The 22,687-nt window shown below is 41.5% G+C and carries 36 protein-coding genes; 20 read left to right on the top strand and 16 right to left on the bottom strand.

Annotated features, from left to right (window positions below):
* Positions 1 to 93: 93 nt before the first annotated feature.
* The 16 genes from AAC855_RS16840 to AAC855_RS16765 form a co-directional block, all read right to left on the bottom strand.
* Positions 94 to 528: a lysozyme gene (locus AAC855_RS16840; protein ID WP_340611145.1), complete on the bottom strand. Its 435-nt coding sequence runs from the start codon at positions 526 to 528 to the stop codon at positions 94 to 96.
* Complete coding sequence (locus AAC855_RS16835) at positions 525 to 860, bottom strand: phage holin, lambda family (RefSeq protein ID WP_099121745.1); 336 nt, start codon at positions 858 to 860, stop codon at positions 525 to 527. The genes AAC855_RS16840 and AAC855_RS16835 overlap by 4 nt, the downstream gene beginning before the upstream one ends.
* A gap of 454 nt (positions 861 to 1,314) precedes the next feature.
* Positions 1,315 to 1,890: an MT-A70 family methyltransferase gene (locus AAC855_RS16830; protein ID WP_422824398.1), complete on the bottom strand. Its 576-nt coding sequence runs from the start codon at positions 1,888 to 1,890 to the stop codon at positions 1,315 to 1,317.
* A 57-nt stretch (positions 1,891 to 1,947) separates the two neighbouring features.
* The gene (locus AAC855_RS16825; protein ID WP_340611143.1) at positions 1,948 to 2,679 is read right to left on the bottom strand and encodes a Thoeris anti-defense Tad2 family protein; all 732 of its coding nucleotides are present in this window, start codon (positions 2,677 to 2,679) and stop codon (positions 1,948 to 1,950) included.
* A 581-nt stretch (positions 2,680 to 3,260) separates the two neighbouring features.
* Positions 3,261 to 3,848, bottom strand: coding sequence for a hypothetical protein (locus tag AAC855_RS16820; RefSeq protein ID WP_340611142.1), 588 nt, complete (start codon positions 3,846 to 3,848; stop codon positions 3,261 to 3,263).
* A gap of 187 nt (positions 3,849 to 4,035) precedes the next feature.
* A complete protein-coding gene (locus tag AAC855_RS16815) occupies positions 4,036 to 4,656 on the bottom strand; it encodes a recombination protein NinG (RefSeq protein WP_340611140.1) in 621 nt (206 codons plus the stop codon).
* On the bottom strand, positions 4,619 to 5,113 hold the full coding sequence (locus AAC855_RS16810) for an HNH endonuclease (protein ID WP_340611139.1): 495 nt from the start codon (positions 5,111 to 5,113) through the stop codon (positions 4,619 to 4,621). The genes AAC855_RS16815 and AAC855_RS16810 overlap by 38 nt, the downstream gene beginning before the upstream one ends.
* Before the next feature lie 84 nt (positions 5,114 to 5,197).
* Positions 5,198 to 5,641 (bottom strand): YbcN family protein, encoded by a 444-nt coding sequence (locus AAC855_RS16805; RefSeq protein ID WP_340611137.1) that lies wholly within the window; start codon positions 5,639 to 5,641, stop codon positions 5,198 to 5,200.
* Entirely contained in the window at positions 5,642 to 5,833 is a 192-nt protein-coding gene (locus tag AAC855_RS16800) for a hypothetical protein (protein WP_340611135.1), read from the bottom strand.
* A 4-nt stretch (positions 5,834 to 5,837) separates the two neighbouring features.
* A complete protein-coding gene (locus AAC855_RS16795) occupies positions 5,838 to 6,041 on the bottom strand; it encodes a Lar family restriction alleviation protein (RefSeq protein ID WP_340611132.1) in 204 nt (67 codons plus the stop codon).
* Positions 6,038 to 6,232: a DUF1187 family protein gene (locus tag AAC855_RS16790; RefSeq protein ID WP_340611130.1), complete on the bottom strand. Its 195-nt coding sequence runs from the start codon at positions 6,230 to 6,232 to the stop codon at positions 6,038 to 6,040. Before AAC855_RS16790 ends, AAC855_RS16795 begins: the two co-directional genes overlap by 4 nt.
* Entirely contained in the window at positions 6,232 to 6,561 is a 330-nt protein-coding gene (locus tag AAC855_RS16785) for a hypothetical protein (protein ID WP_340611128.1), read from the bottom strand. Before AAC855_RS16785 ends, AAC855_RS16790 begins: the two co-directional genes overlap by 1 nt.
* Positions 6,562 to 6,582: 21 nt before the next feature.
* Positions 6,583 to 7,956, bottom strand: coding sequence for a replicative DNA helicase (locus AAC855_RS16780; protein WP_340611126.1), 1,374 nt, complete (start codon positions 7,954 to 7,956; stop codon positions 6,583 to 6,585).
* 1 nt (position 7,957) lies between these two features.
* The gene (locus tag AAC855_RS16775) at positions 7,958 to 9,052 is read right to left on the bottom strand and encodes a replication protein (RefSeq protein WP_340611124.1); all 1,095 of its coding nucleotides are present in this window, start codon (positions 9,050 to 9,052) and stop codon (positions 7,958 to 7,960) included.
* A complete protein-coding gene (locus tag AAC855_RS16770) occupies positions 9,045 to 9,212 on the bottom strand; it encodes a hypothetical protein (protein WP_193757293.1) in 168 nt (55 codons plus the stop codon). Before AAC855_RS16770 ends, AAC855_RS16775 begins: the two co-directional genes overlap by 8 nt.
* 336 nt (positions 9,213 to 9,548) lie before the next feature.
* Positions 9,549 to 9,758 carry a helix-turn-helix transcriptional regulator gene (locus tag AAC855_RS16765; RefSeq protein ID WP_340611122.1) on the bottom strand — a complete coding sequence of 70 codons (210 nt, stop codon included), beginning with the start codon at positions 9,756 to 9,758 and terminating at the stop codon, positions 9,549 to 9,551.
* A gap of 106 nt (positions 9,759 to 9,864) precedes the next feature.
* On the opposite strand from AAC855_RS16765, the gene AAC855_RS16760 reads away from it, so the two are divergent.
* From AAC855_RS16760 to AAC855_RS16665, 20 genes are all read left to right on the top strand, one after another.
* On the top strand, positions 9,865 to 10,278 hold the full coding sequence (locus AAC855_RS16760; RefSeq protein ID WP_340611120.1) for a helix-turn-helix domain-containing protein: 414 nt from the start codon (positions 9,865 to 9,867) through the stop codon (positions 10,276 to 10,278).
* Between the two features lie 509 nt (positions 10,279 to 10,787).
* On the top strand, positions 10,788 to 11,156 hold the full coding sequence (locus tag AAC855_RS16755) for a transcriptional antitermination N peptide (protein WP_340611118.1): 369 nt from the start codon (positions 10,788 to 10,790) through the stop codon (positions 11,154 to 11,156).
* A 570-nt stretch (positions 11,157 to 11,726) separates the two neighbouring features.
* Positions 11,727 to 12,710, top strand: coding sequence for a hypothetical protein (locus AAC855_RS16750; RefSeq protein WP_340611116.1), 984 nt, complete (start codon positions 11,727 to 11,729; stop codon positions 12,708 to 12,710).
* A gap of 53 nt (positions 12,711 to 12,763) precedes the next feature.
* Positions 12,764 to 13,030 carry a DUF7446 family protein gene (locus AAC855_RS16745; RefSeq protein WP_340611114.1) on the top strand — a complete coding sequence of 89 codons (267 nt, stop codon included), beginning with the start codon at positions 12,764 to 12,766 and terminating at the stop codon, positions 13,028 to 13,030.
* A gap of 50 nt (positions 13,031 to 13,080) precedes the next feature.
* Positions 13,081 to 13,329: a hypothetical protein gene (locus tag AAC855_RS16740; RefSeq protein WP_340611112.1), complete on the top strand. Its 249-nt coding sequence runs from the start codon at positions 13,081 to 13,083 to the stop codon at positions 13,327 to 13,329.
* Positions 13,330 to 13,331: 2 nt separating this feature from the next.
* The gene (locus AAC855_RS16735) at positions 13,332 to 13,730 is read left to right on the top strand and encodes a hypothetical protein (protein WP_340611110.1); all 399 of its coding nucleotides are present in this window, start codon (positions 13,332 to 13,334) and stop codon (positions 13,728 to 13,730) included.
* Positions 13,731 to 13,813: 83 nt separating this feature from the next.
* Positions 13,814 to 14,701, top strand: coding sequence for a cell envelope biogenesis protein TolA (locus AAC855_RS16730; RefSeq protein ID WP_340611108.1), 888 nt, complete (start codon positions 13,814 to 13,816; stop codon positions 14,699 to 14,701).
* 127 nt (positions 14,702 to 14,828) lie between these two features.
* Positions 14,829 to 15,116 (top strand): hypothetical protein, encoded by a 288-nt coding sequence (locus AAC855_RS16725; protein ID WP_340611107.1) that lies wholly within the window; start codon positions 14,829 to 14,831, stop codon positions 15,114 to 15,116.
* Entirely contained in the window at positions 15,113 to 15,427 is a 315-nt protein-coding gene (locus AAC855_RS16720) for a hypothetical protein (protein ID WP_340611105.1), read from the top strand. The genes AAC855_RS16725 and AAC855_RS16720 overlap by 4 nt, the downstream gene beginning before the upstream one ends.
* Positions 15,424 to 16,245 carry a PD-(D/E)XK nuclease-like domain-containing protein gene (locus AAC855_RS16715; RefSeq protein WP_340611103.1) on the top strand — a complete coding sequence of 274 codons (822 nt, stop codon included), beginning with the start codon at positions 15,424 to 15,426 and terminating at the stop codon, positions 16,243 to 16,245. Before AAC855_RS16720 ends, AAC855_RS16715 begins: the two co-directional genes overlap by 4 nt.
* Positions 16,238 to 17,074 (top strand): hypothetical protein, encoded by an 837-nt coding sequence (locus AAC855_RS16710; RefSeq protein ID WP_340611101.1) that lies wholly within the window; start codon positions 16,238 to 16,240, stop codon positions 17,072 to 17,074. Before AAC855_RS16715 ends, AAC855_RS16710 begins: the two co-directional genes overlap by 8 nt.
* Before the next feature lie 318 nt (positions 17,075 to 17,392).
* Entirely contained in the window at positions 17,393 to 17,671 is a 279-nt protein-coding gene (locus AAC855_RS16705; protein ID WP_340611099.1) for a hypothetical protein, read from the top strand.
* A 56-nt stretch (positions 17,672 to 17,727) separates the two neighbouring features.
* The gene (locus tag AAC855_RS16700; protein WP_340611097.1) at positions 17,728 to 18,153 is read left to right on the top strand and encodes a zinc-finger-containing protein; all 426 of its coding nucleotides are present in this window, start codon (positions 17,728 to 17,730) and stop codon (positions 18,151 to 18,153) included.
* Positions 18,150 to 18,563: a hypothetical protein gene (locus AAC855_RS16695; RefSeq protein WP_340611095.1), complete on the top strand. Its 414-nt coding sequence runs from the start codon at positions 18,150 to 18,152 to the stop codon at positions 18,561 to 18,563. Before AAC855_RS16700 ends, AAC855_RS16695 begins: the two co-directional genes overlap by 4 nt.
* Entirely contained in the window at positions 18,560 to 19,054 is a 495-nt protein-coding gene (locus AAC855_RS16690) for a hypothetical protein (RefSeq protein ID WP_340611094.1), read from the top strand. The genes AAC855_RS16695 and AAC855_RS16690 overlap by 4 nt, the downstream gene beginning before the upstream one ends.
* A 180-nt stretch (positions 19,055 to 19,234) precedes the next feature.
* Entirely contained in the window at positions 19,235 to 19,453 is a 219-nt protein-coding gene (locus AAC855_RS16685; RefSeq protein ID WP_340611092.1) for a hypothetical protein, read from the top strand.
* 1 nt (position 19,454) lies between these two features.
* Positions 19,455 to 20,633 (top strand): site-specific integrase, encoded by a 1,179-nt coding sequence (locus AAC855_RS16680; protein WP_340611090.1) that lies wholly within the window; start codon positions 19,455 to 19,457, stop codon positions 20,631 to 20,633.
* A gap of 477 nt (positions 20,634 to 21,110) precedes the next feature.
* Positions 21,111 to 21,257, top strand: a complete 147-nt coding sequence (locus AAC855_RS16675) for a hypothetical protein (protein ID WP_340611088.1) — start codon at positions 21,111 to 21,113, stop codon at positions 21,255 to 21,257.
* Positions 21,258 to 21,393: 136 nt separating this feature from the next.
* Entirely contained in the window at positions 21,394 to 21,843 is a 450-nt protein-coding gene (locus tag AAC855_RS16670) for an STM0539 family protein (RefSeq protein WP_340611086.1), read from the top strand.
* Positions 21,840 to 22,658 (top strand): DUF2145 domain-containing protein, encoded by an 819-nt coding sequence (locus AAC855_RS16665; RefSeq protein ID WP_340611084.1) that lies wholly within the window; start codon positions 21,840 to 21,842, stop codon positions 22,656 to 22,658. Before AAC855_RS16670 ends, AAC855_RS16665 begins: the two co-directional genes overlap by 4 nt.
* Positions 22,659 to 22,687 lie beyond the last annotated feature (29 nt).

The raw sequence follows: 22,687 nt of genomic DNA, 5'->3' as shown, positions 1-22,687 counted from the left end.
GGTTTAGCGCACGTCAGTACGCCGATAAAAAGAAGCCCCGCAAAAGCGAGGCTCAGAATTCAAAGTAGATTTTTTCGAATATCACGTAGGATCTCATGACAAAAACATCTGTTGCTCAGATGCCCTACGCTTAGTCAGACCGTTCATCACCTTACCCGCTGCCTTATTCCATCTCTGGAACTCATCGGCTGCACCTTGGTAGTCACCGGTATTGAGCTTTTTCAGTAAGGTAGAACGAGCAAAGTTACCTGCACCACAATTGAAGATGAACGAGCACAGGGCATCGAACTGCCCCTGAGTCAGTGATACCTTCACGGCGGATTCAAGGGTGATGTAGATAGGCTGAAGGTCATCATGCAGGAATGCTTCGGCCTGCTGTTCGGTGATGACCTGCCCTGGCTTAACGTCTTTTGTGTGACCGTAGCCAATTGTCCACGGGATACCACCCGTCGCGGGGTCAGGATAAGCTTTCAGTTTCAGGCCTTCATATTGTTTGATGAAGCTCAATCCGTTCTCGCTGATTTTCATCTGTGTACCCCGAACTTGTTTTTGAAGAAGGTAAAGACCGCATCAAGAATTGAGCCAATCTTCTTGGTCCCCAAAAAGCCAATAAGTACCCCGAAGAACTGAGCCAGACTCAGTGGTAGTTGTGCATACTCCAGCGCGTTAATAATCCCGACACTGATTGCCGCACAGATAAAGGCTTCGACTAATGAGGCCTTCCAGCCTGAGCCATCCCTTTTCTCCCGGGCAAATGCAGTTGATGCCGCTAAAAACATACCACCCAGAAAAGGAGCATTGATAATTAACCAGTCCCAGACATGCGCCCAGAACTCCGTGTCTTTTTCAGTCATACGCATATTTCCACCCCATCAGAACAATGGGCGTCCGTGGGGTGAGTCTGTGGTCGCCCCTGTGAGTTGTAGTGAATTGGATGCCAGTCGCAATAGAGATACTGAGGTTATGGGAGTGATTGCGGTGGCAAATACGAAAAAGGCCGCTTAGGGCGACCTTGATTTAATTAATTGTTGCTACATGTTAACTCAGGAGGAATAACTGGCACTTCATCTGATCGACACGATGGACACCATGACTGCACAATATGACGGCCATCCTCCATTGTTCTCATGCCAAAATATTCATATTTATAATAGACATGATGTCCTGCCATCGAAGAACATTTCGGGCAAGACTTATAACGAGTATCTTTAGACTCTACTTCCTGGGATTCGTTCAACGAAAGACCACAGCCTGAGCATGTTCCCATAGATAATCTCCATTCAAGAAATAGGAGAGTTACCATTAACATTTTAATCAAGCTGCTTCGCTGATAACTGTCGCATTTTTGATCTTCACAGAACTATCGCAGTCGTTCCCCCAGCAGTCCCAACCTGTAATCTTTTCACGAGCAAATAACTCTATTCTTGGTACATCACCTAACAACTGAACGAGTTTATCTCTGATAATTGGGGGCTTAGCGCTGTGCTCCATTCTTGATGCTGTTATATGCTGACATATTGAGGCATCTAATCGTTTAGGTAATTTCCCCTTTACCGCAAACAAACAGTCTTCACTATTAGCTCTAGTCATATGCCCCATCCCAATAGCGCTATTACCACGATGCTTATTAACCTTATGCCATGTAAAACCTTTCATAGTCATAAAACGAAACCCCCATGATTTGACTACCTCAAGAGCTTCGTTTGGCATTGATGGCACCCACCACATGGCTAACAGGCAGGAATCAGAGTCAGCTAAATCCCAAACTGGTAGACGGCATATATCCTGAATTGACATTAGTGGATACTTAAACCCAGCCCCTCTGCTACCAGATTTACACTTATCACGGTATTCCCAAGGAGGGTCTGCATAAATCAAATTGTATTTCACATAACCTCCAGAAATAGAAAAGGCCGCATTAAGCAGCCTTGAATTCAGGGTGTGGATTTATTTCCAATTGAAACAAAAGTGTAGTGTTTTACCTGAGTTTTGTTGTAACAAAACAGCTAGTTTTTCTGCGTCTTTATTATTAGGACCATAAAAACCAGAATACCCGTGTGGTGGTGCCGAGCCGGCATTCTCTGTAGCACTCCCAAGGTGGTAACGTATACCGTCAACAATAACTGTAGTATCACTTTGAAGGAGTTTTTTCACCTTCTGGTAACCGTCTTGATCTGGGCTAGAAGCAGCCGCGATACCTATATTGCTATCCCAATCACTTATAAATTCTGAGAAAATCTTAATATCCACCTTATTCTCAAGAATAGTTAATGAGCCATAATCATCAGAACTATATCCCCATTCAGTCCAAAGTTTATTATTATTGGTTCCCACTTTAAGATCAAAAGACAGCATACATTCAACTGGTTTTATCTTCAGAAAGCTCCAATCACAGGCCATCAAGTCTTCGGGTGTTGGCTCCCAAGCCTGCGGTATATTGTTTTTATCATGCTTCTCAATATGAACAGGCTCACTATCGTCATTTTTAGCAGAAAGCTGTATATATTCATTAGTGTTCCACTTGCTACGACTTAAAACCTTTCCTAAATACACTTGAATTAACGCCCATGGAAGAGAGCCGACGGGAGGTATGCCATCAACTTCAACATCAACTTTCTTCTTATATTGCTCAGGATCAAACGGACATTGTTTATCATCCAGCTTATTAACATCAGACATAAACACCTCACTTTATTATTCGTTAAAGGTCATTTCATCCTACTGCTAACTAGCCGGTTAATATTACTGAGGTCAGATTCCTATCTCAATTGAATAGCCTGTAACAGAATCAATACGCCTTAAAATAGGGTGGCATATTATAAAGTTTGTCTGTTAGTCGAGTGCGTGATTCAGTGAGGTGTATATTTGAAGTTTGGTGCTGATATGGGCTTAATCTGTGACGATCAGCATGTTGACCGAAACGCCTAAAATTACACTTAACATATTGATTTAACTACAATATAGGTATTGATCGTAACGTACACTTTGAGCTGTAAATTCTGAGTTGACTACTGGTAGATATGAAAAAGCCCCGACGAGTCGAGGCTTATAAATTTATTCCGACCTCTCAGCCGGAGTGGTTGGAGTCCCAGACCTAAGTCGAAGTGACCAACTGGGCGGAATCGATAACAAGCGCCGCCCCGATTTGCCTTGTTACCCGCTCTTTCGCTTCTTGCTCCGAGCATAACATAAAACATATAGTTTTTAGGCGCGTTTGTCAAATATATTTCTCCTTATTTTTCATTTTATGAAAATAAATTCTATTTATTCTCTGTCATAATGGAATAAAGTATATCTTCAGCAGCGTTATTAGCCCACCTGACGCGCCGTTTTGCAGAATCAATATCAATACCTGTCTTATGAGAAAGACTCTCTAAAATGCTTTGAGAGCTTCTACGCATCTTGTATCGTTTAATAACTACATCGCGAATTGGATTATCGACCGTGAATGCTTCAGTCATACACTTTTCAACAAATTCGGCATCATCTTTTTCTTTGGCGAGGCGAAGAGCACCGAGAGTTGATTTATTTGGCATGATGACTTCTTTCACTTTCTCTAATAATTCCTTTCCGGTGTAGCCTAATTTCGCATAATTAGTCATCACTAATTTAATTGCGGTAGTGGTTCCGTCATCCCATGTTTCCCTCACCATCAGGCGACCAATGATATTAATATTCCCGCTCCCCGGTGAATCATCACCTTGATTTTCAGCCCCCCATAACATCAACATATACCTTACCCATGTGCGATCTGAGGGGGTTATTTTTTTCACCCCTCTGCACCATTTTTGACGAAGTTGTTTTTCAGACCTAAAGCCGGCTAGTTCCGTGTAATCTCCCTTTTTCATCTTACCCCCGGCAACACTGTATGCTTTTTATCGAGACGCGTTGTATACATCAAAATTCCCGCCATTGATTTTCTATGTACCCTAACAACCATCCTTCCGCCCTCCAGTTGGAGAATGCAGCGGTGATGACCTGTTTTTCTTTTCAGATATCTGGCCTCTTCAATTGCAGGCTCTAGTTCGGTAAACACTATGCTGCCTCCATTTGTTTCTGTTTCTGCCGTTTTTCGTAATACCGGGCACGACGGGTGAAGAGCTTTTTCACCCGTTTCAGATACTCGATATTGAATTTGCGTGGTTGGTTGTCATGCTCCAATTGAGTGACTCGTTCTTCACCAATTTTCTCAATCAGATTGATGCGGTACGGGATTAGATTCCCTGATAGGTCACGGTTGCATTGGACGCAACCAGCATGAATATTGAATAGATTAAAACTTAGATGTGAGGCCGATCCTCTTGACCTGTAATGGCTTGCATCAACTGCCCCTCCTCTCACGCCGTAATTCAGCGCTCTGCCACAGGCAATACACGGCTGACCGTAATCACGCCAAAAAATGTATTTATTAACTGCGGCTTGTGCTTCCTTAGTCCAGTCAGATTTAGACTTTAGCTTTTCCCGTCTGACTTTCAGTTTCTGACGCTCAATAGAACGCTGACGCCGGAGTGCTCTGTCCTCCTTGCGTTGGATGTTTCTATTTGATAGCTCAATGGTGCATTCGAGAGAACAGACGGTGTGAGTGGTACTTCTAGGTGTGAATTCTGATTGGCAAATCTTACAAGTCTTGGGCTTCGGCGTTTTCGCCTTTGCCATTTCCTGCGTTCTCCATTTCTCCATATTGTTCGAACCAGAATACAATTGGTGCGGTATCTAATTTTAATATACCTAGCCGCTGCCCTGTTCGCAGGCATTGTGTTCTGTTAATTGAATTTTGTAATTGTCTGATAATTATTTGTCTAAATATCTCAATATTGGCATCACCTTTATAGATATTGCAGCTACGACAAGCTGGCATCATATTTTCAATAGTGTCGTTTTCTGGATGATGGCACTGTCCATTACCGTACCTCATAATGGGTTCAGCATGATCAGCGTGCCAGCCCCGCTCAGGTAATTCATGTCCGCAGTATGAACACCGACCGCCGAATTTTTCCTTAATAACAACTCGCTGTTTTTTGGTTAATTTCAGTTTTTGTTTCTTGGAATTTGCTGTCTGAGGTTGTATTAACTTATCAGAGCAAGAAATCCATTTTGACATTGCATCAAGCATGTTCGCCTTTGCCACCTTATCCCCCTAAAGCCAGTCCCATAATCAGGGTGACTGTTATCCAAAAGAGTGTGAATGTGAGGTATTTCACTGATTCTGCTCCCGCCTAAGTCTCATATACTCTGAGTTTTCCGGTATCGTCACAAAGCAATGGATGCCGGCTGCCCACTGCTCAACTTGCTCCATGAATCTAAACATCTCGCCAGTGTCCAGCTTGGATGTCTGGCGGAGTGTCCTGACGTGCTCAATTTCCTGCGTTCTCGCATCAACCCGATCAACGAACTCATAGCCCAAGAAGGTATGCTTGAGCATGTCCTTAACATCTTCTGGTGAGTAATTCGCGCCTTGAGATTTCAGGTAATGGCTAATCTCGCCAAACCACATGTGAGCGGTCGCGTTCTGAGATTGACTTCTGGTGTTTTTCCAAGGCTTGATGATGATGCGATGAGGTTGGTTTGTTGCGAGAACTTCTTTGAGTTGTTGCCAGGCTAATTCTTTCGTCGATTCATGGAAGAGAAAATTACATTCCATCTACCCTCCGTTTCTTTCCTTCCAGACTTTTTCAGCTTCTTCCTGTGTGTCAAAGGCTTCACCTTCATTCATGCATCGACGGCATTTGAAATAGTGACACTTTACTCCGTCACCTAAAGTACTGGATAGATACCAACAATTGATAGCCATACCGCCACATTTACACGGTAGAAATGTTCTTTCTTCACTCATTCCATCAGCCCTCTCTTTTGTTCCATAAATTAATTGCGTTATCTACTGCGTCATCTTTGCTTTTGTTGTAATAAGAAATAGGACCTTTTGAATCACATTCAAAACAAATAACCCATGAGTCATAAAGTCCATTTCGTTTATCATGTTCATGATCAACACCTAAATTTTCACCACCACAAAATGGACATGGTTTTATTTCTATGCTCATGCTCCCACCCTCCGACAAACAAAATTACTCAGCTCCACTTTCTCCACACCGATATCTGCATTCATATTCCTGCGCCTCGGTGAGACCATTTTCTCGCATTCTTTTTTGGTGAGTTTCTTATCTGAGTTCCGTGTCCACGTAGTAGGTAATCCACCGGCTCGAGTGATAGTGGCTGTGATTTGGAATTTCATTATGACAACTCCTGATAATTGCCGTTTTTATCCCAGTTCTTAGCCGTTCCTGAGTTACCGAATACAAATTTCAGAGGAGGGAGACCGCTTAATTCACGATTGCGTTTTATCATCCAATTCACTTGATTGAGTTCAGTCAAAAAGACAGCTGTCTTTGCGGCGTTATTTTTTACAATATTCCCTCTCTTAACCCTTCTAACATGGACTTTGACTATTTCATGCCACCTTTCTCTACTTGGCTTTCCTGCTGAATTATGTGTTCGTCTGTGGGTTGCTCTTCTCTGTTCATTCCATCGGGAAATGAGCTGCTCTAGCGTTGTACTTTTCATCTCAAAAGTCCTTACGGTGGATTAAAATTCAATTTCTTCGTAGCTAGACTCACTTTTAAAATGCTTTAGATCGAGCGTTTCCAGACCGCCATGCGCATTCGTAAAGTAATACGTTTTTTCAGCACCCGGCGCATGTCTTGATTTAGTGCAAATAATTTCAGTGATCCCTTTCATCTCGGTATTGGGGTTGTATTTTTCATCGCGGTACACCATGAAAATAACATCAGCTTCTTGCTCAATAATTCCCGACTCCCTCAAGTCTGCGTTAACGGGTCGTTTATTGGTTCTCTGCTCCAAATTACGGTTTAACTGAGCCAGCGCAACTACAGGGCATTTCAACTCCTTAGCCAGATTTTTTAATCCTGTTGCAATCTCGCCAACCGACTGATTCATGTTGTCAGGATTGGTCATTTTCATTTTTTGCAGGTAATCAACGATAATCAGCCCAAGACCACCCGTTTTCTTGTGCATCCTCCTGGCTTCTGCCCGTATTTCGTTGATGCTCATTGAGGACTTGTCGTTGATATGGATAGGAGAATCTTTGATGTCATCCAAAGCATGAGCCAGTTTCCCCCATGATTCATCCATCATGTGCTCTCTGTTTCTCTCACCCAATAAATCCTCTTTCTTGATGTTGGCGTGATGAAAAGCTATACGCTCAGAGATCTGCCATGTGGGCATCTCAAGACTAAAAAACATGACTGGCTTTTTCTTACCTACTGCTACCGTTTTGGTTATCGCGGTACTCATCATGGTCTTGCCCATACCCGGTCGGCCGCCAATCACGATGAAGTCTGTGTTATTAAATCCACCGAATGCCTTGTCAATATCCGGCATGCCAAGCACTGTCTTGTGCTTCCAGATATCGCCGTTAATCATCGACTCAATAATTTCTATCGATTCCTCAACGCCTGCCATGATGTGAGCCGTTCCACCCTCATTGGTGGTTCCCAGATTTGATATCTGGTTTTCAATATCACCCGCAATATCCTGAACGGCATTGACTCCACTCTGAGTAATTCTGGAAATACCTGTATGCAAGACGGATAACATCTCGCGGGCCATTGATAATTGTTTGAGTTTATCGACATAGACTGGCAACAGTTGAATGCTGGGGATATTCTTTGCGCATCCAGCAATGTAACCAAATCCCCCGCAATACTCAGCGTTACCACTTTGCTCAAGCTCGCTATTCAGCAATAGCATGTCAATCTGGCTCCCCGTAGCATTGAGCTTTTTCAAACTTCTCAGAATCAGCCTGTGAGCCACAGAGCTAAAATCACTTTCCGCCAATGTCTCAACCGCGTTGATTGCAGAGTCCGCAAATTCACTCCCTGCCACCAATACACCGCCAATAACAGCCTGTTCAGTGTGAATATCAGAAAATTTTTCCATGTTAACCCCCGTTACGCTTTGTAATGTATTCCCGTTTTGCTTGTTCGTAGACCTGCGGCCAGTTCTCCGGCTTGAGTACCCAATCCAATGTCAGCCACGGTTTTTCTTCCAGCTGACTGAATAGTGACGACTGACTAATCAGCTCAAAGCATGTCTCCATGTGCTGAACCTCGCGCCAGCTCCCCTTGTTGGTTTTCCCGTTCCAGACAGTTTCAAGGTTTCGATAGGCTGGTCTACGTGATGTCCATTCCTGAGCATCAACACTGCGAGCAGGGATTTTGTTATTCCAGAGCGTGATGAGTTCTGCATGAGGGCAGTCAGTAGGGTTTCTGTCAATCCGCTCTTTCCACTTAACCGCGTCTGACAGGTAGCCATCGAATCGGGTCATGCGGAACAGGTTTTCAGGTTTTAGTTTCTCTCCGTACTTCCATTGGGTTACCGCCCATTCAATGACTAACTTGATTTCATCCGACGTGTAACACTCCCCTTTGCTCTTCACGGTGGAGAGCGCTTTCAGGATTGGAGTCGTTGATTGAAATCGTGAGTTGGTTAGCTGGTTAAAATAATCCAATATTTCGAGAGCGAGATTTTCTTCCCCTGCGGGGGTAAGGGGGATCTTTTCTTTATTATCTTTAATAGTATCTTTTGTGTTTAGCTGAATTGGCTTATTTTCTTTAGCTGTTTTAGCTAAACTTTTATTAGCTGATTTAGCTAAAGGTTTGCTATTTCGGCTAATGTCCATAATCCATTCAGATGTATTCAGGTTTACCCCTATCGTATTGCCTTGTTTAATCAATATTTTTCTTTGTAATAACTCCTTAATTTCAGTACTCACATGAGTGTGGTGCAAACTGATCATCCCAGCTATTTGAGTGTTGGTTGTCCGGTCAAATCGCTTATGCCAACCAAACGTTTTTTCAATAATGGCTTCTATAACTCGATACTGTCTGTATGTGACGCCATCATTGCTATGCTTCATCATCATCAGCTTTACTTCACGAGGCGTTTTAATGAACTCAATATCACCATTCACACTTCCCTCTTTTACTTTTGTTATTGGCTGACGATAATCAGCCATTCTTGCAACGTTACTCATGGCGATCTTCCCCAGTCAGCTCTTCCCGATGTTCCTTGCGTAACTTCGCATCTTCCAACGCATCACGCAGTTTCTTTACCCCTTCCTTAGTCACGGAACGAGCCGCCTTATCGCGCAGGTTATTTTTATGCACGGCGCTGTGATTAAATTCGGTTTTCATGTATACTTACCTCGTTGTTGGTGGCTTTAGAGTGGGCTTGCATACCTCTTCTTCATCGAGATACCAACACTCCAAACTGTATAAAGAGACCCTAGTTGTTACAGCAACTGGGGTTTTTCTTTTTGTCCCGCCTGTAATTCCCATCCGTAATATTCCTAAAGTGAAATGACAGTTAGACTTTGTTTAGAAAATAAAAAGAGAGATCAACTATCCTGAGATAGATGATGTTGTAGATAAGAACCGCCCCGATAATTTCGGGTAAGTTATGGTTTAGCCTACCAAGGGCTTGATAGGGACTCCCCACACGGGCGGGGCATTCATTGTAAATGGTTAAAATTAGGCTGCCTTAGGGGGAAATATGTCATCTAGTGAAACAATTGCACCGTTGCTGTTAAATATCTCGACAAATTTACGGCACAACGCAAGATCTATACCTCTACGTCCAGTTTCGTAATGACATATCGCTCCTCTAGTGCATCCTACGAGATCGGCTAATTCTGATTGAGTTAAACCAAGCCGTTCACGATATAAACGCAATTTGTTCATGTAACCTCCTTTTCAAAATCAAAGTATACATATTGTATTCAAAATAGCAACAAGAAGGTACTTATTGTGAGTCCTAAACTTTGTATACGGATTGTATAATTTAATTATGAATATGAACTGGTTTGATATGGCCAAAGACCACATGAAGGTCACAGGCATTACATATGATAAATTAGCTGAACACCTTGGAGTAACTAGAGGTGCGGTAGGTCATTGGTTAAACGGCAGAAGGGAACCATCCCTCAAGGAAATCGCAGCAATATTGGATTTTATAGGAATTAATAAAGTTATTTTGAATTCAGATGGCACGATTTCCGATATCCAAAATTTATCGCTAAACACTATAGATATTGAACCTAAATCACAACTAACAACACAGCAGAAAGAATTGTTAGCTTTATTTGATAACTTGCCATCAGAAGAAGCAGATCGTTTCTTGCGCGAATTAAAGGCAAAATCTGCACATTTTGATGCAATTTTCGCCGAGATGTTAGCAAAACGTGGCAATAAAGCAAGTTAACATAAGGTTTTTTCTCTGTAAATTATGATGTTATAAAATATTATTCTAATTATAGCCCTCTTCATGAGGGCTTTTTTGTGTCTATCTGATTCCTTCCTTTCTTTGTGCAATTAGCGACCTAAATCACAACGCACATCTTAATTCATGATTTTATCTTTATAAATCAACTATTAAACCTCGCCTATCAATAAAGTATACAAAATGTACTTGCCTTTACGTATACGTTATGTATACTTTAATCATCGAACAGGCAGGACGCCCACGAAGTAGCCGCCAGTGGCATATGAATAACTGGATGATTCGATACTAATAGCAGCACCTACAATGAATGCTCCGCCCGTGTGGAGAGTCCCTTCCCAAAGTGATTTTTGGGGCGTGGTTAGCAGAATCTAAGGATAGACAGAGAGTCGCTGGAAAGTTTGTACAACTCATTTAGAGGTGTGCAGATTTTTAAACAGACTCGTAGTTCATTAACTACGCCCCAAAAATTACTAATTAGGGGTAATCAAATGGAACGTATCACTGTTTTATCCAAGACTGGTCGTTTAAGTTCCAAAATGCAGCGCCATCTGGAACGCGGTAATTTAATGACCCGTCATCGGTTAGAAGAAAATATCCGTCAATCTGAAATAAAAACTCTGGAAAATATCATTGATAAAGCGTTCGGCATTGAAACTGAGCCACGCAAGGTATTAACACTCAAGCGCAAACAACAAAATGACAGCGCAAACGCGATAGCTAAATTAATTGTTCAGGTTATAAAAAATGACGAACCACAAGAGTCAGTTCCAAGTTTCAATAATTGTTGCATGAGTGAAGTAGCACTTTATTCAACTAAGCATCGCAATAGTAAATCAACAATCACCGCTAGGGTTTAGTTCGCTATTATCAATTTCCATGATAAAAGCTTTCTAAATGTCAAACACTGCACATAATACGAGTATTTTTGAGAAATTTTTTGATATTCATTCGATACTTTAAAGTTGGTAAAATGTAGCAAATGAACAGAGATATCATCCATTCTTATATAGATGATATTGATACGACAGAGCATCTTGGTCAGTGAGCCTTTACGGGATGTCCCGATTGCCTAAGAAGAATTCTCGGCGCTATTTCGATTTGCTAGGGTTCACCAGTAGCTTGTCGTCAAAGTGGGTTCTTAAAGAGCACTGGTAATTATATAGGAAAATTTCGCGAATGGAATAAGTTGGTTAATTAAAATTTGAGATATCCTCCAATATTGGAGTGTAAATATTATCTTGTTATTTTTCATTAGAAACATTTTCGATATCAAAATACCTAACCGAAAAACCGGAACGCGACACTGTTAACGCATTAACCCGCTTTATTTCGACAGTTAACGGCGCTCCATCGAAAAAACCAATTTCAACCAAAACCAAATCCCGCCGTCGATTGGAGTCGGGCGGGGTTACTGCGAGGGCGTGAAGATGGAAGATAAAAAAGTATTACAAATAAACATCATTAAAACTAACATTGGTAAGTGCTTTATTACTGACTGCAATGAAACCAGTGGTTATGATTTCGACTATCACACAACACAAATAGATGAACTTTTATTTGATGGTCATAAACCTAAAGGAACATTTGCGGAATATTGGTATGAAATCCCAACGTTTCCCAAAAAAGTAGAAAGGCTTATTACTGGTGAAAGACAAAACAAGCGCTTTAAATTAAAAAATGAAGGGCTTAAAAGCTCAAAGCTGCCACTAGAAATTCCATATGGCGATAGTAATGAATTTGATAAATCTATACTAGATTCTCTTTATTCTATGACTTATGACATAACTCCAGATTATTTAATGCCAATTAATGTTGAATTTAATTTAGTGTGTGAAGTTGATAATTTTAAAGATGTCCCTGAGTTTAACTATTCAGCGGTTAGAAAATACGATTTCTCAGAACAACAATACAGCGTAACAAATCAGAACATAAAGCATTCTCTCATAGATTGCATTATCGTTCCTGCTCCATTACGAGCCAACAGCCCGTGCGAGATATCATCAAAAGAGATGTATGATCTTGTACGTCAGCACGTTAAGGATAATATAAATCCAGAGCTTGCCAGAATAACTAGTGATTATGATTTCTGTTTTGAGGTTAAAAAGATAATACCCTTACTCGAACCTCACACATACTCTTATCGTGATGTTTTTGCCAGAACCAAAAAGCAAAGACAGAAGCTGCATTTCAAGACAGTAAAATCTAAAGAAATATCCATTTATGAAATGACTCACGAACAAAAGAACTACGAGAGCTATACAGCTATCAAGGGTTTCTCTGCAAGTAATGAGTGGGATCTAAAAGAAATGATTGATAATTTCTTATCGGAGTTGATGAATACTATCAATGCACCGATTGAACAGTGTCCTCATTGTAACGGAACGGGCTACCTACAAAACGAAAAGCAGTAACCATCTCATTTCCGAGTGGGCTGTGGTGAGTTTATTACTACAGTGAGGAAGATATGTCTAACAGTAATAAAACATTGGATGCACTGAATATCAGAGTGTCATTTTTATCAAATAAGGCTTATTTAGGTAAATTAAGAAAGGCAAAAGGAATGCCAGATACTTTAATTATGTCCTCAGCAAAGAAAGATGTTACTGATGAAGTATTGAGTGCTGTCTCATTAATTATCAGTAACAATAACAAAGCCAATATACCAACGATAATTAAAGTTGATGAAGCTGAATATCAATTGGAATTAATTGAATTGGTAAAAGAAAAATAATAGCCTCGCAAATGCGGGGCTTTTTATTACCTGAATATAGGAAAGTAATAATGAGAAATGAATTCATAATAACAATTACATTATCTGAATCAGATAATGGTGAAATAAAGACCCACTTTAAAAGTCTCTTGGAGGGTGGTAATCCATCAATTATTTTTACTGCCTTAGCATTAACTATGAAAAAACAAATAGAGAATGAATTGGAAGCTAAAGTAGAAATTGCCTCAGAGATGGCTAGTTTAGCTGAAAAAATAAATAACTGTGACTGTCACGAAAATGACGACTGGGAGGATGAATAACAATGCCTAAACACATTCACGCTGATTTAATATCTGAGTACGCTAGGTTGTCTCATATTACCGATAGGCCGTGGGAGTATTTTGAGGTTGATCGTAATAATGAAATCGGATGGCGCCCTTGTTCATCTGATATCGGATTTAATCCAGGATTTAAGTATCGTTTAAAACCCCGCACTATCAAAATTGGGGAATATGATGTTCCTGAGCCTGTAAGAGAACGCTTATCCGACAATGATGTTTATTACTCACCAACCGTTGAGCAAGGGAGCGGTTCGTTCAGCCGATATACATGGCATGGTGATTTATTCGACATCCGCGCCCTGTCTAATGGGCTCATTCATTTAGACAGAGAATCAGCCGAACTCCACGCTAAAGCACTTATTTCCCTGACTCAGCAATGAATATACCCGACAGCTTCTATTTCTAATTTCCCCAATCAATAAATCCCATCATTACTCTGTATCCACAATAAGAGGCCAATAGAATGACAAATGAATTAGTCGTTATCGATCAGGCAACGGCGCTAGACTTATTCACTGCGCCTGACAAAGTGCAGCAGTTAATCGAACGCATCAAGCAGAAATCCAACGAAGAACGCATTGGATTAAGCACTGATGTATCCGTCGCAAAAAATAGGAAAGCCCTTGCATCACTCGCCTACAAAGTCACGCAAACAAAAACCTACATTGATAAATCAGGCAAAGAGGTCGTTGATGAACTGAAGGCCTTGCCGAAAAAAGTCGATGCCGCCCGTAAATTATTCCGTGATGAATTGGATGCATTGAGTGATGAGATTCGCCAGCCTGTCACCGAATGGGAAGAGGCGGAAAAATCGAGAATTGAAGCCGAGGAACTGGCTAAACGGATCGCGCTGGACTACGAAGATGCGTTACAAATGAATGAGCTGTATGACCTGAGAAAAGCGGAGGAAGAACGCAAGCGCAAGGAACACGAAGAGGAACTCAAGCGCCAAGCGGCAGAGCAAGCGCGAATCGAAGCTGAACAGAAAGCGCAGCGTGAAATTGAAGAGGCAAGACAGGCAACGGAACGGGCTGAACGTGAAAAGCAGGAAGCCATTGAACAAGCGCTACGCGAAGCCAAGGAAGCACAGGAGCGCGCTGAAAGGGAAAAACAGGCCGCTGTTGAAGCAGAACGACGGAAACTAGAAGAGGAAGAAAAAACACGTCTGGCAGAAATCGAGCGCCAGAAACAGGAAGAGCTAAACCGTCAGGCCGATAAATCACATCGGGCAGCAATCAATAACCAAGCCATTCAAGATTTAATCACCGCTGGCATACCAGAAGAACATGCCAAGGCTTGCGTAATAGCTATCGCCCAAGGCTCTGTGAAAAACATCAAAATCACCTACTAAACCCTTACTCACCACCAGAAAATAACGCATCGTTTTCACTGACGAGGGCTTCTTACATGCGTAATAACATGTTCGACGGGTGCGCGGTCATACCCAAAAAACCACAAGCAGTCAGGAACCGGCGCGCATGGAAGCGCCATCTCGCCTTATTCCTTATTTCAATTGTTGTGCTTATTCCAGCTTAACGGAGGTCATTATGAAAGTATTAGCACCAGCGGTTACTACCCGACAGCACTGTTTTGGGATAAATGAAGTTTCGTTCCCTGATGGAATTAATCGTATTGATGGAAGGCTGAAAGAAATCCTCAACGCCAGTCAATGGTCAATGAGCGAGTTACCCGAGTATCTCATTGAAGGAGACTTATTGGACAGCTTCATGGAAGAGCTAGAAAAATTACGGAGGGAAGTAGCATGAGATACGACTCTAATGAAACTTATTGGGATGACCGCCGTAATGAAGCCGACGATATTATTACGGCAGCAGCTTGTCAGGAAAGGACGCAAGAAGAAGAGCAACAATATCAGAAAATGTTGGCGGAAGAGCAAGGGGAGAAAGCTCAAGAACTGTATGACTCATTACCACAGGAGGTTGAGGCTATTTTTTCACCAAAAATGATGGAGATTTTCGGTTCCTTACTCGATAAGAATAGTGATGCTCTTGAGCGCCTCAATGATCTTTTGTATGACCTGAGTTTACTAAAAGTTCAGTGGCAGGAGGCAGTATGAAGCCCGGTATCTATTACGACATCTCCAATGAGGACTATCACAAGGGCGAGGGGGTGAGTAAGTCGATGCTGGATAAGGTGGCAAAAACACCGGCTCTTTTAAACTGGGACAGAGACGCGCCTGAAGATGAGGAGAAAAGGACTGCTCTTGATATGGGAACAGCTTTGCATTGCTTGTTATTGGAACCGGATGAATTTGATAACAGGTTTATTAAGGCACCAGAGTTTAATCGTCGTACTAATGAAGGAAAACAAGAAGAGAAAGAATTCATAGAGGGATGCAAGAATACGGGAAAAATAATAATGGACTATGAACAGCATCGAAAACTGCAATTAATGCGAGACAGTGTTATGGCGCATCCGGGAGGAAGAAAAATATTTGAGCATGACGGAACATGCGAAACATCTATCTACTGGGACGATCCTGAAACTGGCGAATTATGTCGAATACGCCCAGATAAACTGATACCTGATGAAAATCTCATTGTAGACGTCAAGAAAGTTTCTGGCATAAATAAGTTTCCTTCTAACATCGAGGAATATCGCTATCACGTTCAGGATGCCATGTATAGTGAAGGCTACCGACAACATACCGGCGGAATTATCCCAACCTTTTGTTTTTTAGCAGTTAGTGAGTCTATCGATTGCGGTAAATATCCGGTACGTCTATTTGTGCTGGATCAGTACGACAGAGAAGTTGGTTTTGATTTGTTCAGAAGAGACTTAAATACGTACCACGAGTGCCGACAAAAGGGAAATTTCGGCTTAGGTTTTGAAGTCGTTCAACGCCCTGAATGGGCTAGGAGAAGAGATGAGTAACGTTATCAATCCATTTGGTTCTAATGTACCGCAAGCACAGTCCACGCAGGGGATGGTAGCAGTTGAACAGCAGCGCGCGATACAAGAAGTACAGGCCGCAATGGTGATTGCCAAAAAATTCCCGCGTGACCCAATTGTTGCTATGGACAAAATATTGCAGGCATGTACTCGCGCTACATTGGCTGAGAGTGCCTTGTATTCATACTCACGTGGTGGTGCTGAGGTTACTGGCCCCAGTATTAGATTGGCTGAAGCGGTCGCTCAAAACTGGGGAAATATTCAATTCGGTATTCGTGAGCTGGAACAAAAAAGCGGGGAGTCGACTGTTGAAGCCTTTGCATGGGATATAGAGACGAATACTCGACAGGTAAAAACATTTACTGTCCCTCATATTCGCTTTACTCGCAACGGTAAAAAGAAACTGGAAGACCCTCGCGATATCTATGAATTAGTAGCCAACCAAGGCTCAAGGCGGTTACGTGCCTGTATTCTCAGTGTCATACCCGGCGATGTTATTGAAGCTGCGGTTAATCAGTGCGATGTGACACTCAAAAGTAACGCCGATACATCGCCAGAGTCTATCAAGAAAATGGTTGACGTATTCAAAACAGAATTTGGCGTAACCAGTGATCAGATTCAGAAACGTATTCAGTGCCGTGTTGAGGCAATGCGCCCCGCTCAGATGGTACAAATGAAGAAAATCTACGCTTCTTTGCGTGATGGAATGTCAAGTGTAGATGATTGGTTCGATAAACCAGAAACAACCCAGAAGCAGGTTGATAAACTCAATAGCATGGGAGATAAAGCTGATGATCGAGGAACCGAATAAATATTTTGAAGGTAAGCCGTGTAAATTAGGTCATACATTAAGGTATGCAAAAAATAATTGCTGTGTTCAGTGTCATAGGGATTCAGATAAAAGAAGAAGGGAAAAAAATAAGAAAAACCCGCCTGCGGAAATCTCCAAAGGGAAAGTGTATTGCGAAACTGACTTCACTCACGAAGTCCTTATTCTGGGTAATCTGAATAGCCACTTAAAACACGCAGGCCTTAATCACAGCAATACCCCAATCATGCTATCTACGTGATTTAACCAACCTAACCCTACACCCTATCACTACGCTGCTGTGCGGCGGGAGGATTATTTATGTCTACTAATTATGATTCAAAACTAATTGTCGGAACTGAACTGGAAAATGTAAGTATTAGCGATGAAGAAATTGAAGATTTAGTTTGTGAAGGTTATGCGCGTCATGGCTCTTATTTTTCTGGTGAGTTCTATTTTATTGGTAAGGAAATTCACACCGCCACTATCACATCTGAAAATTTCGATGAAGAGTATTTATCACTAAAGGATGAAGTTGCAAAAGCGTTAGGGGTAGATATTGATGATGTCTCTTTACGAAATGGTGTTCTAATTTGGTAAATGTAGAAACATTTAATTGGTATGTAATGCCGTGAAAGCAGCATTAAGGAGGTTGCATGTATACCCCATGGAACCCAAACCCCAAAGCGATCCTGAGAGTTAACGACCCCTATCCCATTCCGACACACTGCCGATATTGTGGCAGACATGTGATGATTGAGCATCATCTGAATGTCTTTAAACGCATCCATGACAGCCGCTGGCCTTGGTTATACCACTGCTGGACATGTGGTGCGCGTGTCAGTATTCACCCGGAAACCGATATCCCGATGGGGTCACTGGCGGATAAGAAAACTCGTCAGGCCAGGGTAACAGCTCACCGGTATTTCGATGATGTTGTCAGGAGTCGTAATTTAGAGCGCACGGAAGCGTATCAATGGTTAGCACGTCAACTGGACATCAGTTTCAACACCTGTCACTTCGGCTGGTTTGATACTGATATGTGTAAGAAAGCAGAGAGTATATGCAGGAGGTTTGGGTGATAATAGATTACAAATCACTATATGAAGCAAGCCAAAAAGAGGTTGAAACCCTTAAAGAACAAGCTGGGATTACATGGAACGGCACTCCTATTTCTGAAATTAAAATGCCAGAAATTGCAGGTGGCAAGCAAATTATAGAGGCTACTGTTTGGACAGAGTTAGACTGCGACCCAAGGGGTGGTGAGTTTTCAATTTATATCAAACCATTAAATGGATCGGCAATTGATAGTGATACGTATGAATTAGTTCATCAAGAAATATACGAGTCTATCTGTAATGGGTCATTGAAAATAAAACCAGAAACTGACTATAGGATTATGTGTTATGAATCTGGTGAGCGTTGCGATGTATTTTGGGACAAGTATTTCATATCACTATCAGAAATCATGATCACGGAGAAATGGAAATGAACAATGATGTAATTGAGTTGGCGCGGGAAATAGAAAATTTGCAAGCTAAAGCAGCAATGGAGCTATCTAATTCTTGGATAATAGAGAGACTTTTGCTAGCAAATGCAGCCGCACTCTGCTTGTTAGAAAAAGGAGATAAAGAGCAGGCTATAGCTTGGATGGAAGGCCTTTTTGATTGGGCTGAGGAAGATTTATTATCTGAGGCAGAAAGTAATTCAGATGATTTGGATGGTTGGGTTAACAAACGAATGGAAAGTGAAGTAAGTACAATAAAAGCACTGGAAATTATTCGCTCAGAAACACCTGCCGTAGAGAAAATTAAAAACTCACTGGAAGAATTAGCAAAGAAACTCGCTGAATATGAAAATATGGAGCCTGTGGGATATTTAAATTCATTAGGTTATCGTGATTTAAATAAAGGAAACGACGCTGTAATCTACTGTAATAATGACGAAGATATGACACCTCTCTACCGTCACCCAAACAAATAACTAACCCCCGAAAAATAACAACTCCCGTCAACCGAGATTATTTAATTAATGTCGGTCGTAAGCTATTGAGGGAGATATCGTGAACATCACCAATGACTAACGAATTCGAGAACGCAAGGAGGAAGGTGGCAAGGGATTGCTTGTTGCCTACCTAAATTTACATCTAGTTAAGGTGGAATTATGAGCAATAATGCTAAATTAATGAAAGCTAGCGCATGGGGTGCGCGTGAGTTTGAGAAAGGCTCAATACCCGATAACAGAACTATTAAGAGATGGATTGAAACGGGACAGCTAAGAGGCAGAATTGTTGATGGTTCCGTTTGGGTTATTTCATCTGAGAGATGGGGAGTTGATTCCATTGTCTCATCACGCGTTAATGAGTTAATACGAGATTCATAAAATGGCTGCACGTCCACGAAAGAGAGAATTTAGACACTTGCCTGACTATCTTTACTTTGATGGCTCGGTAAATGCATACAGGCTAACTCTAGTGAATGGTAAGAAAAAAGTTATTGGAGCCGATAAAGCAACTGCAATTGCTATCGCCAAAGAATATAACAATATAATGCGTCCAGCCTTAGCTGTATCAGTGAATTCATTGATTAAAGAATCAGGAGGTAAATATGGAGAATCACTTCCTTTCTCTGATCATGTGGCTAAAATATTCAATAGAGTTATTAAAGATGAACAGCCATCAGATAACACTCTCGCTGATTGGAAGAATGATATTGAAAGAGTTAAAGAATTTTTCTCTAATATTCCTTGTATGGAAATATCTCTTGAACATGTAAACGAGTATATAAATCAATATCATGTAAATTCATCAGCTAATGTTCAAAACAGAAAGATTTCCTTTTTGCAAAAACTGTTCAGCTATGCCGTTGATGAGTCTCTTATGCTTGATAATCCAGCTGAACGTAAGAAAAGAAAACGCATAGATAAAAAAGTTCGCCGTCGTTTATCTCTGGAGGACTTCAAAAAAATACACATTGCTGCCGAACCGTGGCTGAGAACTGCAATGGATCTTGCCCTGCAAACTACTCAAGCCAGATTAGAGGTTTCACGCATCAAATACAATATCAAATCCCCGCAAGAAGGAAGTTGCGGCTGCGTGTGGTATCCAGAACCAAAAAACAATATCTACGGAATGCTTTATATCCATAGACAAAAAGTCCAAGATAAAGAAGCATCACACATTGCTATACCAATAGGCTTGAAACTTAAAGAAATCATTGATAATAGCCGTGATTCCGTAGCCAGTCCGTATGTTATTCATAGGCTACCAAACAGAAAGCCAAATAAAGTCAGCAGCGAAGTTCACCATCCAACCCAAATCGCCCCAGATTATTTGAGCCGAGCGTTTTCAGCATTAAGAGATAAAATAGGGGTCGCCTCCCACCTACCGCTTGCCGAAAGACCAACGTTTCATGAGATACGTGCACTAGCTGCACACATGTTTAAAATTAATGGATTAGATCCACAAGCAAGAATGGCTCACAGCGATGCTAAATCAACAAAAATATACACTCAGAATCACGTTGAATGGGTCGAGGTTCCTCATGGAGAAATTGCCGTATAACGCTGGAAAAACTCAACGCAACTTGTTGATGTATATAGTGCATAAAATGTAATTTCTGCACTGTTTCCATATACAGTCGAATTAATGTAAACCCTTATGTAGCAATGGATTGCATGTAATTAGACTGTCGTCATGGGGTGTCGGGGGTCGTAGGTTCAAATCCTATCATGCCGACCAAATTTCCCTAGAAAAAACCAACCTATTACGGTTGGTTTTTTTATGCCTCAAATTTGCTTGGTGTAAAACTGGTGTAAAATGGGTGTAAAACCCTCCGCAAAAACACTGATTCACTGAGCTAAAAAACAATCATATTTTGATTATTTTCTCACTCAAAATCACCCACCCATCTACACATTTTTCTTGTTTCCCTCGATTACGATAAACGATCACCAGTTTAATTTTTCTATTGCTTTACCTCTCCTCAGTCCGGCTGTGTAGTGGGGGTGAAAACCAAACGTCTAAAAGCGGGCTGGGATAATGACTATCTATGGAATGTCCTTACGGCCAGATTTACGTCAGGATAATTTAGCCCCGTTTGTTCTGGCTTCTCTCTCAATTTCTTTGAGATTCAGACTGGTCAAAGATATGATTGTCTGGAAATCCGGAATATCTTACCGTTTATGATGCAGATTTCTGATCGGGGCAGGAGGCAAAAGTGGCCCCCTATTAAACTTACCTATTTACGTTATTATCTGGTCAGTTGATTTTTGTATATCTGAATATATGAGAATCATTTGGATTTACTGAAAAAGGAATATTGATGAAATCACGTATAGCTCCAGCATTAATATGTTCAGCCTTATTGGCAGCGGCACCTGTTCACTCAGAAGAATCATTTATGTCAAAGCATCCTCATTTATCTACCGCATTAGTTTACAGTGGCCCAAGCTTAGCCAGTTCTGTTTTAATAAGCGGTATTATTCTGCTGCCGGTGCTTGTTCCAGCTAAAGTAGTTATTGATTCTGTTGAATACAATAAAAAAGATAAAACCGCAGTCATCACTGGAAAAACAGATAAAAATGAAAAGACAGCTCTACTTGTCGCGGTAGAAAAATTAGAAAAAATCCCGGTAAAACCTGGCGATACTCTGATACTGGAACCTACGGAAGAAGGTACGGGAATCTATTTAAAAAAAGAGGATAAAATTATCTCTCACATGATCACTCCAGATGAACAAAAACTCTCACATCAGGAGAAAATGTCAGAATGACATTGTTGAAACCGGTTTTGCTGATGCTATTGCTAGCAGTATGTGATACCGCATACAGCGGCAGTCAGACTGAATGTAAAGAAAAAAACCTTCCCACGCCACAGGAAGTGGCATTGCGTACAAGTCAGGCCCATAAACTGCATGACTGGTTGTCACAGAATAATGATGATGTGGTACTGTTAGCACGGGAAGGGCAGTCCATGAGTGATTACGGACTGCAATTTTCACATGCAGGATATGCTATTCGGACAGATGGCGGCCAGTGGCTTATCTATCACAATCTCAACACTTGTGGCACAGCAGAATCGAATCTGTGGATACAAGGTATGTATGAGTTTCTTGATGACGACCTAAGCGGTCATACCATTGCCACCCTGCACTTCCCACCTGCACTTCAAATCCACCTGAAAACGGTTCTGACAGACCCAGATCTTCGTCGGAAATTACACAATCCACACTATAATATGGTGGCACCGCCCTTTTCACTGACTACGCAAAATTCCAACGGCTGGATATTGATGGTATTTGCTGCTGCAAATTCCTCATCCGTGAAATCTGTAGTTGACGGCGTGACATGGCTGAAAGCTGAATACTATATCGGCTCCTCAGTCAAAGTTGGGAACGTGAAACGGGCGTTATCGGATCGTTTTATGGTGCATATGTCAACAGAAGGTCAGCCTTTCCCGGGAGTTATCACCTTTAACTCAGGAGACAGCCTTCTGGGCTTTATGAGCCGCTACGGTAAATCCCAAGTAGAATGCGACCACGGAAAATTTGGTTCATCGGTCTGTATGGTACCGCTAGGCAAATTCTAAATATGATTAAGAGCGAAGACTCCCCACAA

It is taken from the genome of Xenorhabdus bharatensis, assembly GCF_037996705.1.
In the GTDB taxonomy this organism is placed as follows: Bacteria; Pseudomonadota; Gammaproteobacteria; order Enterobacterales; family Enterobacteriaceae; genus Xenorhabdus; species Xenorhabdus bharatensis.
The sequence above is the reverse complement of the archived record's forward strand: the minus strand, read 5'-3'. Positions and strand labels throughout refer to the sequence as shown.

Coding starts and splice junctions, on each gene's coding strand:
- AAC855_RS16815 (WP_340611140.1), bottom strand. CDS start 4,656: ATGGCAAAGGCGAAAACGCCGAAGCCCAAGACTTGTAAGATTTGCCAA.
- AAC855_RS16705 (WP_340611099.1), top strand. CDS start 17,393: ATGTCTACTAATTATGATTCAAAACTAATTGTCGGAACTGAACTGGAA.
- AAC855_RS16750 (WP_340611116.1), top strand. CDS start 11,727: ATGGAAGATAAAAAAGTATTACAAATAAACATCATTAAAACTAACATT.
- AAC855_RS16715 (WP_340611103.1), top strand. CDS start 15,424: ATGAAGCCCGGTATCTATTACGACATCTCCAATGAGGACTATCACAAG.
- AAC855_RS16745 (WP_340611114.1), top strand. CDS start 12,764: ATGTCTAACAGTAATAAAACATTGGATGCACTGAATATCAGAGTGTCA.
- AAC855_RS16840 (WP_340611145.1), bottom strand. CDS start 528: ATGAAAATCAGCGAGAACGGATTGAGCTTCATCAAACAATATGAAGGC.
- AAC855_RS16725 (WP_340611107.1), top strand. CDS start 14,829: ATGGAAGCGCCATCTCGCCTTATTCCTTATTTCAATTGTTGTGCTTAT.
- AAC855_RS16765 (WP_340611122.1), bottom strand. CDS start 9,758: ATGAACAAATTGCGTTTATATCGTGAACGGCTTGGTTTAACTCAATCA.
- AAC855_RS16755 (WP_340611118.1), top strand. CDS start 10,788: ATGGAACGTATCACTGTTTTATCCAAGACTGGTCGTTTAAGTTCCAAA.
- AAC855_RS16675 (WP_340611088.1), top strand. CDS start 21,111: ATGACTATCTATGGAATGTCCTTACGGCCAGATTTACGTCAGGATAAT.
- AAC855_RS16740 (WP_340611112.1), top strand. CDS start 13,081: ATGAGAAATGAATTCATAATAACAATTACATTATCTGAATCAGATAAT.
- AAC855_RS16835 (WP_099121745.1), bottom strand. CDS start 860: ATGCGTATGACTGAAAAAGACACGGAGTTCTGGGCGCATGTCTGGGAC.
- AAC855_RS16665 (WP_340611084.1), top strand. CDS start 21,840: ATGACATTGTTGAAACCGGTTTTGCTGATGCTATTGCTAGCAGTATGT.
- AAC855_RS16810 (WP_340611139.1), bottom strand. CDS start 5,113: ATGCTTGATGCAATGTCAAAATGGATTTCTTGCTCTGATAAGTTAATA.
- AAC855_RS16785 (WP_340611128.1), bottom strand. CDS start 6,561: ATGAAAAGTACAACGCTAGAGCAGCTCATTTCCCGATGGAATGAACAG.
- AAC855_RS16775 (WP_340611124.1), bottom strand. CDS start 9,052: ATGAGTAACGTTGCAAGAATGGCTGATTATCGTCAGCCAATAACAAAA.
- AAC855_RS16800 (WP_340611135.1), bottom strand. CDS start 5,833: ATGAGTGAAGAAAGAACATTTCTACCGTGTAAATGTGGCGGTATGGCT.
- AAC855_RS16770 (WP_193757293.1), bottom strand. CDS start 9,212: ATGAAAACCGAATTTAATCACAGCGCCGTGCATAAAAATAACCTGCGC.
- AAC855_RS16690 (WP_340611094.1), top strand. CDS start 18,560: ATGAACAATGATGTAATTGAGTTGGCGCGGGAAATAGAAAATTTGCAA.
- AAC855_RS16820 (WP_340611142.1), bottom strand. CDS start 3,848: ATGAAAAAGGGAGATTACACGGAACTAGCCGGCTTTAGGTCTGAAAAA.
- AAC855_RS16700 (WP_340611097.1), top strand. CDS start 17,728: ATGTATACCCCATGGAACCCAAACCCCAAAGCGATCCTGAGAGTTAAC.
- AAC855_RS16685 (WP_340611092.1), top strand. CDS start 19,235: ATGAGCAATAATGCTAAATTAATGAAAGCTAGCGCATGGGGTGCGCGT.
- AAC855_RS16720 (WP_340611105.1), top strand. CDS start 15,113: ATGAGATACGACTCTAATGAAACTTATTGGGATGACCGCCGTAATGAA.
- AAC855_RS16805 (WP_340611137.1), bottom strand. CDS start 5,641: ATGGAATGTAATTTTCTCTTCCATGAATCGACGAAAGAATTAGCCTGG.
- AAC855_RS16790 (WP_340611130.1), bottom strand. CDS start 6,232: ATGAAATTCCAAATCACAGCCACTATCACTCGAGCCGGTGGATTACCT.
- AAC855_RS16780 (WP_340611126.1), bottom strand. CDS start 7,956: ATGGAAAAATTTTCTGATATTCACACTGAACAGGCTGTTATTGGCGGT.
- AAC855_RS16795 (WP_340611132.1), bottom strand. CDS start 6,041: ATGAGCATAGAAATAAAACCATGTCCATTTTGTGGTGGTGAAAATTTA.
- AAC855_RS16730 (WP_340611108.1), top strand. CDS start 13,814: ATGACAAATGAATTAGTCGTTATCGATCAGGCAACGGCGCTAGACTTA.
- AAC855_RS16825 (WP_340611143.1), bottom strand. CDS start 2,679: ATGTCTGATGTTAATAAGCTGGATGATAAACAATGTCCGTTTGATCCT.
- AAC855_RS16710 (WP_340611101.1), top strand. CDS start 16,238: ATGAGTAACGTTATCAATCCATTTGGTTCTAATGTACCGCAAGCACAG.
- AAC855_RS16760 (WP_340611120.1), top strand. CDS start 9,865: ATGAATATGAACTGGTTTGATATGGCCAAAGACCACATGAAGGTCACA.
- AAC855_RS16680 (WP_340611090.1), top strand. CDS start 19,455: ATGGCTGCACGTCCACGAAAGAGAGAATTTAGACACTTGCCTGACTAT.
- AAC855_RS16735 (WP_340611110.1), top strand. CDS start 13,332: ATGCCTAAACACATTCACGCTGATTTAATATCTGAGTACGCTAGGTTG.
- AAC855_RS16670 (WP_340611086.1), top strand. CDS start 21,394: ATGAAATCACGTATAGCTCCAGCATTAATATGTTCAGCCTTATTGGCA.